10 protein-coding genes are annotated in these 9,450 nt (G+C 67.4%); 7 read left to right on the top strand and 3 right to left on the bottom strand.

The window, feature by feature from the left end:
- Window positions 1–125: 125 nt before the first annotated feature.
- Window positions 126–1,325, bottom strand: a complete 1,200-nt coding sequence (tyrS, locus tag GRB96_RS01685) for a tyrosine--tRNA ligase (protein WP_161430161.1) — start codon at window positions 1,323–1,325, stop codon at window positions 126–128.
- Between the two features lie 113 nt (window positions 1,326–1,438).
- Between tyrS and GRB96_RS01680 the strand changes: the two genes are divergently transcribed.
- Window positions 1,439–2,593 carry an anhydro-N-acetylmuramic acid kinase gene (locus tag GRB96_RS01680; protein WP_161430160.1) on the top strand — a complete coding sequence of 385 codons (1,155 nt, stop codon included), beginning with the start codon at window positions 1,439–1,441 and terminating at the stop codon, window positions 2,591–2,593.
- 21 nt (window positions 2,594–2,614) lie between these two features.
- On the opposite strand, the gene GRB96_RS01675 is transcribed toward GRB96_RS01680, so the two are convergent.
- The gene (locus GRB96_RS01675; RefSeq protein ID WP_161430159.1) at window positions 2,615–3,760 is read right to left on the bottom strand and encodes a PilT/PilU family type 4a pilus ATPase; all 1,146 of its coding nucleotides are present in this window, start codon (window positions 3,758–3,760) and stop codon (window positions 2,615–2,617) included.
- A 50-nt stretch (window positions 3,761–3,810) separates the two neighbouring features.
- Window positions 3,811–4,839, bottom strand: a complete 1,029-nt coding sequence (locus tag GRB96_RS01670) for a type IV pilus twitching motility protein PilT (protein WP_161430158.1) — start codon at window positions 4,837–4,839, stop codon at window positions 3,811–3,813.
- Window positions 4,840–4,900: 61 nt separating this feature from the next.
- On the opposite strand from GRB96_RS01670, the gene GRB96_RS01665 reads away from it, so the two are divergent.
- From GRB96_RS01665 to GRB96_RS01640, 6 genes are read left to right on the top strand one after another with little or no spacing between them, the layout of a single operon-like run.
- Window positions 4,901–5,608 (top strand): YggS family pyridoxal phosphate-dependent enzyme, encoded by a 708-nt coding sequence (locus GRB96_RS01665; protein ID WP_161430157.1) that lies wholly within the window; start codon window positions 4,901–4,903, stop codon window positions 5,606–5,608.
- A 57-nt stretch (window positions 5,609–5,665) separates the two neighbouring features.
- Window positions 5,666–6,490 carry a pyrroline-5-carboxylate reductase gene (gene proC, locus GRB96_RS01660; RefSeq protein ID WP_161430156.1) on the top strand — a complete coding sequence of 275 codons (825 nt, stop codon included), beginning with the start codon at window positions 5,666–5,668 and terminating at the stop codon, window positions 6,488–6,490.
- A gap of 55 nt (window positions 6,491–6,545) precedes the next feature.
- Complete coding sequence (locus GRB96_RS01655) at window positions 6,546–7,139, top strand: YggT family protein (protein WP_161430155.1); 594 nt, start codon at window positions 6,546–6,548, stop codon at window positions 7,137–7,139.
- 46 nt (window positions 7,140–7,185) lie between these two features.
- A complete protein-coding gene (metX, locus tag GRB96_RS01650; protein WP_161430154.1) occupies window positions 7,186–8,343 on the top strand; it encodes a homoserine O-succinyltransferase MetX in 1,158 nt (385 codons plus the stop codon).
- Window positions 8,340–8,936, top strand: coding sequence for a methionine biosynthesis protein MetW (metW, locus tag GRB96_RS01645; protein ID WP_161430153.1), 597 nt, complete (start codon window positions 8,340–8,342; stop codon window positions 8,934–8,936). Before metX ends, metW begins: the two co-directional genes overlap by 4 nt.
- 53 nt (window positions 8,937–8,989) lie before the next feature.
- A complete protein-coding gene (locus GRB96_RS01640; protein ID WP_161430152.1) occupies window positions 8,990–9,445 on the top strand; it encodes a DUF4426 domain-containing protein in 456 nt (151 codons plus the stop codon).
- The last annotated feature ends 5 nt before the right edge of the window (window positions 9,446–9,450 follow it).

Here is a 9,450-nt window from a genome sequence, read left to right as displayed (position 1 = left end):
AATCACTTCTGCCACCTCCACCGCCTGCAACGTGTGCCCGTCGCCGGCAGCGGATGCGTACTTTACGGCTTTCCCCGACGCCGTGCAAGACCTTCGGATAAAAAGTTTCGGGAGCATGACACTCCCTACTTGAGCACGACCCGGGCATACCGCTTCTTGCCCGCCTGGATCACATAGCTGCGGCCGGTCTCCAGCATGTGATCACGCGCCACCGCCTCGCCATCGACCTTGACCCGGCCATTGCCGAGCATGTCCTTGGCTTGGGCACTGTTCCTTGTCAGCCCGGAGCGGTTGAGCACGGCAGCGATCGGGGCCTGGGCACCGCCCTCGAAGTCCACCTCGATCTCGGGGAGGTCCTCGGGAAGCTCGCCCTCGGCCAGCTGGTTGCCGGCGGAGCGGTGGGCGTTGGCCGCGGCTTCCTCACCGTGGTAGCGAGCGATCAGCTCACGCGCCAGGACCATCTTGATGTCGCGTGGGTTGGCGCCCGCCTCCACGTCGCGCTTGAGCGCCTCGATCTCCTCGTTGGGCTTGAGGGAGAGCAGCTCGAAGTAGCGCCACATCAGGCTGTCGGGCATCGACACCAGCTTGTTGAACATCGCCCCCGGCGCCTCGTCGACACCCACGTAGTTGCCCAGCGACTTGGACATCTTCTGCACGCCGTCGAGCCCTTCCAGCAGCGGCATGGTGATCACCACCTGGGGCTCCATGCCGAAGTGCTTCTGGATCTCGCGCCCCATCAGCAGGTTGAACTTCTGGTCGGTGCCGCCCAGCTCGATATCCGCCTTCAGGGCCACCGAGTCGTAGCCCTGGACCAGCGGATAGAGGAACTCGTGGATGGAGATCGACTGCCCCCCCTTGTAGCGCTTCTCGAAGTCGTCCCGCTCGAGCATGCGAGCCACCGTGCTCTGCCCGGCCAGCTCGATCATGTCGGCGGCACTCATGGCGGTGAACCACTCGGAGTTGAAGCGCACCTCGGTCTTGTCGGCGTCGAGGATCTTGAACACCTGCTCCTTGTAGGTCTGGGCGTTGGCCTTGACCTCCTCCTCGGTAAGGGGCTTGCGGGTGACGTTCTTGCCGGTGGGGTCGCCGATGCGACCGGTGAAGTCGCCGATCAGGAAGATGATCTCGTGCCCCAGGTCCTGGAACTGGCGCATCTTGGTCAGCAGCACGCTGTGTCCCAGGTGCAGGTCCGGGGCGGTCGGATCGAAGCCCGCCTTGATGCGCAGCTTGCGCCCGGACTCCAGCTTCTTGACCAGCTCCTCCTCCAGCAGGATCTCCTGGGTTCCCCGCTTCAGCAGCGCCAGCGCGCTCGCCACATCGCTCATCGTCTCCTACTCCACGTATCAGGTTGCCCGGCCCGGTGAGGCCATCGAATGGGGCAGGATGGTAGCATGAGTCGACGCTCTGCGCTGACGCCACACTGCCCCGGGAGACCGCCATGCCCCTATATATCGGCCTGATGTCCGGCACCAGCCTGGACGGCATCGATGCCGCCCTGGTGGAGATCGATGACAGGCCAGCCGGGGGCCACCCCCGCCTGCTCGCCAGCCATGCCGAGCCGATGCCGGCAGCGCTGCGGTCGCGGCTCTGGGAGCTCTGCCACGCCGAGCGCGTCGGATTCGCCGAACTGGCGGCGGCAGAGGAAGCCTTCTGTCGGCTCCAGGCAGAGGCCGTGACCGCCCTGTTGGCCACCAGCGGAACAGCGCGTGAGGCGGTAGTGGCCATCGGTAGCCATGGCCAGACCATCGAGCACGCCCCTTATGGACATCCCGATGGGAGCCATGCCAATGGCCCCGCCTACACCCTGCAGCTCGACAACCCCAGCCGGCTGGCCGAACTCACCGGGATCGCCGTGGTGGCCGACTTCCGGCGTCGCGACCTGGCGGCGGGTGGCCAGGCGGCTCCATTGGCACCGGCCTTCCATGAGGCGCTGTTCCGCGATCGCCACGAGTGGCGGCTGGTGCTCAATCTGGGTGGCTTCGCCAACCTGACGCTGCTGCCCCCCGGTGAAGACGAACGCGCCCCCCTGGGATTCGACTCGGGGCCGGCCAACGCCCTGCTGGACGCCTGGCACGCCCGCCACCGCGGCGGCGCCTTCGACGCGGACGGCGCCTGGGCCGCCTCGGGACGGGTCGACGAGACGTTGCTGGCACGCCTGCTGGAGGAGCCCTTCTTCCATCTGCCACCACCGCGCAGCACCGGTCGCGAGCTCTTCCATCTCGACTGGCTGGAGAAGCGGCTGGGCGGAGAGGAGCGCCCCGAAGATGTGCAGGCAACCCTCGCCGAGCTGACTGCGGCGAGCGTCGCGCTGGCCGTGGAGATGGCCCGGGAGCGGTTCGATGCCCCGCCCGCGGCCCGGCTGATCCCCTGTGGCGGCGGCGCCCACAATCGCGACCTGCTGGGGCGGCTGGCCCGCCGCCTGCCCGAGGCGACCCTCGGCGACAGCGCCGAGTGGGGCTGGCCGGCCGACTGGCTGGAGGCCGGCGCCTTCGCCTGGCTGGCCTGGCGACGACTGGCCGGACTCCCGGGCAACCTGCCCAGCGTAACCGGTGCCGCCGGCCCCCGGGTACTGGGAGGGGTCTACGCCGCCTGATCGCCGCCCTTCGGCAGCGGTTCAGAAGTCGTCGTCACGCTTCAGTGAAAGCTGACTGGCGGCCTCCTTGGCCTGACCGATCCCCTCGCTACCTTCCCCACCGCCATACTTGATCATCATGCGCAGGTCGTTGGCCGAGTCGGCGTGCACCAGCGCCACCTCCTCGGAGATCTTGCCCGCCTTGAACAGGTCATAGAGGGCCTGGTCGAAGGTCTGCATGCCGAGATCCCGAGAGCGCGACATGACGTTCTTGATCTCGGAGACCTCCCCCTTGCGCACCAGGTCACCGATCAGCGGCGACTTGAGCATGATCTCGATAGCCGGACAGCGCCCGCCATCCAAGGTGGGCAGCAGCTGCTGGGCGACGATGGCACGCAGGTTGAGAGACAGGTCGAGCCACACCTGGGCGTGCCGTTCGATGGGGAAGAAGTTGATGATGCGATCCAGCGCCTGGTTGGCGTTGTTGGCGTGCAGCGTGGCCAGGCAGAGGTGGCCGGTCTCGGCGAAGGTCAGGGCGTGCTCCATGGTCTCGCGAGTCCGCACCTCACCGATCAGGATCACGTCCGGCGCCTGGCGCAGGGTGTTCTTGAGCGCCACCTCGAAGGATTCGGTATCGATGCCCACCTCGCGCTGGTTGATGATCGCCTTCTTGTGCGGATGCACATATTCGATGGGATCCTCGACGCTGATGATATGCCCGCCCAGGGTCTCGTTGCGCTGCTGGATCATCGACGCCAGGGTGGTCGACTTGCCGGTGCCGGTGCCGCCCACCACGAACACCAGACCGCGCTTGTTGTTGGCCAGGTCACCGAGCGTGGAGGGCAGCGACAGCTCCTCCAGATGGGGAATCTCGAAGCCGATGCGCCGGATCACCATGGCCTTCTGGTTGCGCTGCTGAAAGGCGCTGACGCGGAAGCGCCCCTTGCCCGACAAACTGAGGGCGAAGTTGGCCTCGTGCTCCACCGCAAAGCGCTCGCGGAGCATCTCCGGGATCGACGCAGCCACCAGCTCGTTGACCTGCTGAACGCTGAGCCCCTGCTCGCCCATGGGGGTGAGCTTGCCGGCCATCTTGATGGTCGGTGGCGCCCCCACCGAGATCAACAGATCCGAGGCGTCCTTCTGCACCATGATGTCCAGCAACTGGTTGAGCCACTCTTGAGCCGTCATGTCCCTGCTCCCTCTGCCTGTAGTGTCGTTATGTGCTGTCCCCGCCTCGCTCAGAGCATGCCCTTGGCCTTGGCCTGGGCCTCGTCACGGGCCACCACATTGTCCGTCACCAGCTTGGCCAGGGCGGCATCGAGGGTCTGCATGCCCAGATTGCCGCCGGTCTGGATGGCCGAGTAGATCTGCGCCACCTTGTCCTCGCGAATCAGGTTACGCACCGCCGCGGTGGCAACCAGGATCTCGTGGGCCGCCACCCGCCCCCCACCCATGCGCTTGAGCAGCGTCTGGGAGATCACCGCCTGCAGCGACTCCGAGAGCATCGAGCGCACCATGGACTTCTCGTCGCCGGGAAAGACGTCGATGATCCGGTCGATGGTCTTGGCGGCGGAGGTGGTATGCAGGGTGCCGAACACCAGGTGGCCGGTCTCGGCCGCGGTGAGCGCCAGGCGGATGGTTTCCAGGTCACGCAGCTCACCGACCAGGATGATGTCCGGGTCCTCACGCAGGGCACTGCGCAGCGCCGGGGCGAAGCCATGGGTGTCGCGGTGCACCTCGCGCTGGTTGACCAGGCAGCGCTTGCTGCGGTGGACGAACTCCACCGGGTCCTCGATGGTCAGGATATGCTCGTAGCGGTTGTCGTTGATGTAATCGATCATCGCCGCCAGGGTGGTGCTCTTGCCCGAGCCGGTGGGGCCCGTGACCAGGACCAGGCCACGCGGCAGCATGGAGAGCTGGCGGAAGGTCTGCCCCATCCCCAGGTCCTCGAGGGTCAACACCTCGGTGGGGATGGTACGGAAAACCGCTCCCGCACCGCGGGCCTGGTTGAAGACGTTGACACGAAAGCGCGAGATGCCCGGCACCTCGAAGGAGAAGTCGGTCTCGAAGAACTCCTCGTAGTCGCGGCGCTGCCGATCCGCCATGATGTCGTAGATCAGCTTGCGGACCTCGCGATCCTCCATGGCCGGCACGTTGAGCCGGCGGATATCGCCATCCACGCGAATCATCGGCGGCAGGCCAGCCGATAGATGGAGGTCGGAGGCGTTCTGCTTTGCCGAGAACGCCAGCAGTTCGGTAATATCCATGCGTTTTCCCTGCTCCCGATGTGGTGCGTCTTGTGAGGTCCAGTATGACAGAGCTTGAGACATGACGGAGCCGGTGATCTCCGAATCCCTTGCCGCCGCCCGGCAGCGCCTGGCCGATGCCCTGCAGCAGGCTGGCCGCCCGCTGGCCGATGCGCGCCTGCTGGCAGTAAGCAAGACCAAGCCCGCCGCCATGATCCGTGAGGCCTGGCACCTCGGCCAGCGCGACTTCGGCGAGAACTATGTCCAGGAAGCGCTGGACAAGCAGGACGAGTTGGCCGACCTCGCGGGCATCGTGTGGCATTTCATCGGCCCGCTGCAATCCAACAAGACCCGCGAGGTGGCCGAGCGCTTCGCCTGGGTACATAGCGTAGACCGCGTGAAGATCGCCCGACGCCTCAACGATCAACGCCCCGAGGCGCTGCCGCCCCTTCAGGTCTGCCTGCAGGTCAATATCAGCGCCGAGGCCTCGAAGTCCGGGGTGAGCCTCGACGAGCTTCCGGCTCTGGCCGAGGCGGTGCTGGCCATGCCGCGGCTGCGGCTGCGCGGATTGATGGCGATACCCGCCCCGGCCGAGGGGCTGGATGCCCAGCGCGCCCCCCTTGCTCGGCTGCGCCAGGCCCTCGAGGGGCTCCGCGAGCGCTTCCCCGAGGCGCCGCTGGATACCCTCTCCATGGGCATGAGCGACGATCTGGAGGCCGCCGTGCTGGAGGGTGCCACCCTGGTACGCCTGGGTACCGCCATCTTCGGAGCCAGACAGCGACACGAGTGACCCAACGCCGCGGCCGCCAGCGGCGGCCCCCTCAAGCGAGTGACACAGGACATTCCCATGGCAAACCGAGTCACCTTCATCGGCGCCGGCAACATGGCCGGCGCCATCATCGGCGGCATGATCGACAGCGGCTTCAGCGCCGACGCCATCACCGCCACCTCCCCCGATGACAGCATGCTGGCCCCGCTGCGCGAGCGCCTCGGCATCCAAACCAGCACCGACAACGCCGCGGCAGTGGCCGAGGCCGATGTGGTCGTGCTGGCGGTCAAGCCGCAGATCATGCGCCAGGTGTGCGAGGGCATGCGCGACGCCGTCCAGGCACGCCGCCCGCTGGTCGTCTCGGTGGCCGCCGGCCTGCCCGCCGAGACCCTGGTGCGCTGGCTGGGGGGCGACCTGCCGCTGGTGCGCTGCATGCCCAACACTCCCTCGCTGGTCGGCGCCGGCGCCGCCGGGCTCTACGCCAATGCCAAGGTCAGCGAGGCACAGCGACACCTGGCCACCGAGCTGATGGAGGCCGTGGGGCTGGTGGAGTGGGTCGACGACGAGGGCCTGCTGGAGGCCGTCACCGCCGTCTCCGGCAGTGCGCCCGCCTACTTCTTCCTGATGTTCGAGGCCATGGAGGAGGCCGGTGCCAGGCTCGGCCTGCCCGCCGACACCGCGCGCCGCCTGGCCATGCAGACCGCCCTCGGCGCGGCGAAGATGGCCATGGCCAGCGACAAGTCGCCGGCCGAACTCAAGCGCAACGTGATGTCGCCCGGCGGCACCACCGAGCGCGCCATCGAGCACCTCGAGCAGGCCGGACTGCGCACCACCCTGGCCGAGGCCATGGACGCCTGTGCGGCGCGTGCCCGCGAGATGGCCGACGAACTCGGCAAGAACTGAGCAAAGGTGCAGCCATGCGCTGCGCAACTTCAAGCAAATCCTGAGGAGGGCCCTTATGGGCAGCCAACTGGGCAGCGCCGGCCTGATGCTGGTCAACACCCTGATCAATATCTATATCTTCCTGCTGATGCTGCGTTTCCTGCTGCAGGCATCCCGGGCCGACTACTTCAACCCCATCAGCCAATCGGTGGTCAAGGTCACCCAGCCGGCGGTGCGCCCCTTCCAGAGCTTCCTGGGGCCGGTGATGGGGCGCTTCGACCTGGCCACCCTGGCCACCGGCCTGGTGATCAAGGCGGTCAGCATCGTGATCATCCTGCAGATCGCCGGCTTCGGCATCCCCTCCATCGCGGGAGTCGCCATCGCTGCCGTGGCGGCGCTGGCCAACGCCATCCTCAAGATCTACTTCTTCGCCCTGATCGTGATGATCATCCTCAGCTGGGTGGCGCCCAACGCCAGCCATCCCGGGGCGCTGCTGGTCATGCAGCTGCTGGAACCGATCATGGCACCGGTACGCAAGGTGATCCCGCCCCTGGGCATGATCGACCTGTCACCGATCTTCGTCTTCATCGCCATCAGCCTGATCGATGGTATCGTGGTGACCTCGCTGACCCGTGCCGCCGGGGTGGCCGGGGCCCTGGTGGGGCTCTGAGGACCGCAGCGAACCACCTCCGCAACGACTGGACACGGAAGGACTGATGCCCGAGATCGCACGCGACTCGGTCGGACTGGTGACGCCCCAGACGGCGCACTTCGACGACCCCCTGGACCTGGCCTGCGGCATGACGCTGCCGGCCTACGACCTCGTCTACGAGACCTACGGCACCCTCAACGCCGAGCGCTCCAACGCCGTGCTGATCTGCCATGCCCTCTCGGGCCACCACCACGCGGCCGGCTACCACACCGCCGAGGAGCGCAAGCCGGGCTGGTGGGACGCCCATATCGGGCCGGGCAAGTCCATCGACACCGAGCGCTTCTTCGTGGTCTCGCTCAACAACCTGGGCGGCTGCCATGGCAGCACCGGCCCGGCCAGCACCAACCCGGAGACCGGGCGTCTGTGGGGCCCCGAGTTCCCGATGATGACCGTGGGCGACTGGGTGCACAGCCAGGCCCGCCTGGCCGACCGCCTGGGGATAGAGCGTTTCGCCGCGGTGATCGGCGGCAGCCTCGGTGGCATGCAGGCCCTGCAGTGGACCCTGAGCTACCCGGAGCGGGTCGCCAGCGCCGCGGTGATCGCCGCCACCCCCAAGCTCTCGGCCCAGAACATCGCCTTCAACGAGGTGGCGCGCCAGGCGATCCGCTCCGACTCCGAGTTCCATGACGGCTGGTACGCCGAGCACGACGCCATCCCCCGGCGCGGGCTCAAGCTGGCACGCATGGTGGGGCATATCACCTACCTCTCCGAAGACGCCATGGGCCACAAGTTCGGCCGCGACCTGCGCAGCGACGACCTCAACTTCGGCTTCGACGTGGAGTTCCAGGTGGAGTCCTACCTGCGCTACCAGGGCGACACCTTCTCGACCTCCTTCGACGCCAACACCTACCTGCTGATGACCAAGGCGCTGGACTACTTCGACCCGGCCTCGATTCATGGCGGCGACCTGGCCCGCGCCCTGGCCCCGGCGCAGTGTCCCTTCCTGGTGGTCAGCTTCACCACCGACTGGCGCTTCCCGCCCTCGCGCTCCCGGGAGCTGGTCGACGCCCTGATCCGCGCCGGCAAGCCGGTCAGCTATGCCAACATCGACTCGAGCCACGGCCACGACGCTTTCCTGATGCCCGAGCCGCGCTACCAGGCGGTGTTTGCCGCCTTCATGTCGCGGGTGGCTCGGGACCTGGGCCTGGAGGAACGCCCATGAACCGCCCGGACTTCAAGCGGATCCACGAGTGGGTGCCGGCCGGCGCCCATATCCTCGACCTGGCCTGCGGCGACGGCACCCTGCTCGATGCCCTGGCCCGCGACAAGGGGGTCACCGGCTACGGCCTGGAGATCGACCCCGACGGCATCACCGCCTGCATCGCCCGGGGCGTCAATGTCATCGAGCAGAACCTCGATGACGGGCTGGCCAACTTCGACGACGGCGCCTGCGACCTGGTGGTGATGACCCAGGCCCTCCAGGCCCTGCGCCGCCCCGACCGTGCCCTGGACGAGATGCTGCGGGTTGCCGGCGAGGCGATCATCACCTTCCCCAACTTCGCCTACTGGCGGCATCGGGTCCACCTGGGCATCCGCGGCTACATGCCGGTCTCCAAGTCGCTGCCCCACGCCTGGTACGACACCCCCAACATCCACCTGTCGACCTTCAACGACTTTGAACAACTCTGCCGCGACAAGGGTCTGATCATCGTCGACCGGGCAGTGGGCATCGGCGATCACGAGGGGCACTGGACCTCGCGCTGGTGGCCCAACCTGTTCGGCGAGATCGCGATCTTCCGGGTCACCCGCGGCTGATCCGGAAACGACCGGTGGCTGACGCGGTAATTGACGGAAAGAGAGGGAAGACGATGAAGCGAGGCATCCTGAGCGCGCTGCTGACGGGCGCACTGACGCTGCTGGCAGGCCAGGCCGCCGCCCAGCAGTTCGAGCAGGTAGGCGACGTCCAGATCCACTACAGCGCGGTGACCACCAGCTTCCTGCCCGAAGCGGTGGCCCGCGAACACCAGATCCAGCGCAGTCCGGCGATGGCGCTGCTCAATGTCAGCGTGCTCGAGGAGCGCGAGGACGGCACCACCCGCAGCGTGCCCGCCCGGGTCGATGGCCGGGTCGGCGGAGTGGCCGAGGATGACGACGGCAGCCCACTGAGCTTCCGCACCCTGCGCATCGGCGACACTCCCTCCCAGGTAGCGGTGTTCCGCATCGACGATGACGAGCCGATGCGCTTCGACCTGGAGGTGTACCACGACCGCAACGCCGAGCCGGCCCGCGTGCGCTTCATCCAGCGCTTCTATATCGACCGCTAGCACGC

The organism is Halomonas alimentaria (assembly GCF_009902005.1).
Taxonomy (GTDB): Bacteria; Pseudomonadota; Gammaproteobacteria; order Pseudomonadales; family Halomonadaceae; genus Halomonas; species Halomonas alimentaria.
This window is presented reverse-complemented; position numbering and strand designations above follow the sequence as displayed.

Bases quoted from the DNA above. Each gene is read 5' to 3' on its own strand.
- tyrS (WP_161430161.1), bottom strand. From the start codon at position 1,325: ATGAGCGATGTGGCGAGCGCGCTGGCGCTGCTGAAGCGGGGAACCCAG.
- GRB96_RS01680 (WP_161430160.1), top strand. From the start codon at position 1,439: ATGCCCCTATATATCGGCCTGATGTCCGGCACCAGCCTGGACGGCATC.
- GRB96_RS01675 (WP_161430159.1), bottom strand. From the start codon at position 3,760: ATGACGGCTCAAGAGTGGCTCAACCAGTTGCTGGACATCATGGTGCAG.
- GRB96_RS01670 (WP_161430158.1), bottom strand. From the start codon at position 4,839: ATGGATATTACCGAACTGCTGGCGTTCTCGGCAAAGCAGAACGCCTCC.
- GRB96_RS01665 (WP_161430157.1), top strand. From the start codon at position 4,901: ATGACGGAGCCGGTGATCTCCGAATCCCTTGCCGCCGCCCGGCAGCGC.
- proC (WP_161430156.1), top strand. From the start codon at position 5,666: ATGGCAAACCGAGTCACCTTCATCGGCGCCGGCAACATGGCCGGCGCC.
- GRB96_RS01655 (WP_161430155.1), top strand. From the start codon at position 6,546: ATGGGCAGCCAACTGGGCAGCGCCGGCCTGATGCTGGTCAACACCCTG.
- metX (WP_161430154.1), top strand. From the start codon at position 7,186: ATGCCCGAGATCGCACGCGACTCGGTCGGACTGGTGACGCCCCAGACG.
- metW (WP_161430153.1), top strand. From the start codon at position 8,340: ATGAACCGCCCGGACTTCAAGCGGATCCACGAGTGGGTGCCGGCCGGC.
- GRB96_RS01640 (WP_161430152.1), top strand. From the start codon at position 8,990: ATGAAGCGAGGCATCCTGAGCGCGCTGCTGACGGGCGCACTGACGCTG.